Origin of the sequence: Paenibacillus sp. 102 (assembly GCF_039549175.1) — a bacterium.
GTDB lineage: Bacteria > Bacillota > Bacilli > Bacillales > Bacillaceae_G > Bacillus_A.
In genome coordinates this window covers 1-362 of the sequence record NZ_JBCGHT010000077.1, presented here as the reverse complement: position 1 = coordinate 362, position 362 = coordinate 1, and the positions used below count along the sequence as shown (strand labels likewise).

1 protein-coding gene is annotated in these 362 nt (G+C 39.0%); it reads right to left on the bottom strand.

The window, feature by feature from the left end; genetic code table 11:
- A partial coding sequence (locus AAIE21_RS29400) for a Cna B-type domain-containing protein (RefSeq protein WP_343269880.1) occupies window positions 1-362 on the bottom strand: 362 nt, incomplete at both ends.

Below are 362 nucleotides of genomic sequence, written 5' to 3'. Positions count from 1 at the left end.
TGTACTTGGATCTTTTGGATCTGTACTTGGATCTTTTGGATCTGTACTTGGATCTTTTGGATCTGTACTTGGATCTTTTGGATCTGTACTTGGATCTTTTGGATCTGTACTTGGATCTTTTGGATCTACACCTGTTTCGTCCTTGATTTTTGTATTTGTGATATCATAACCATTTACTTCTGATTGATATCCATCTACTGGCTGTTCCTTCACTTCATACTTATATGCTTTTCCGTCTGCGTCGTATGCCGCTAAGTCTGTAAACGCATATTTCCAGCTAGTTGCTTCACTTACTTCTTGTGTCGCAATCACTTGGCCATTTTTTAGTAGGTCTACTTTGATCATTGTCGGACGATCTTTCG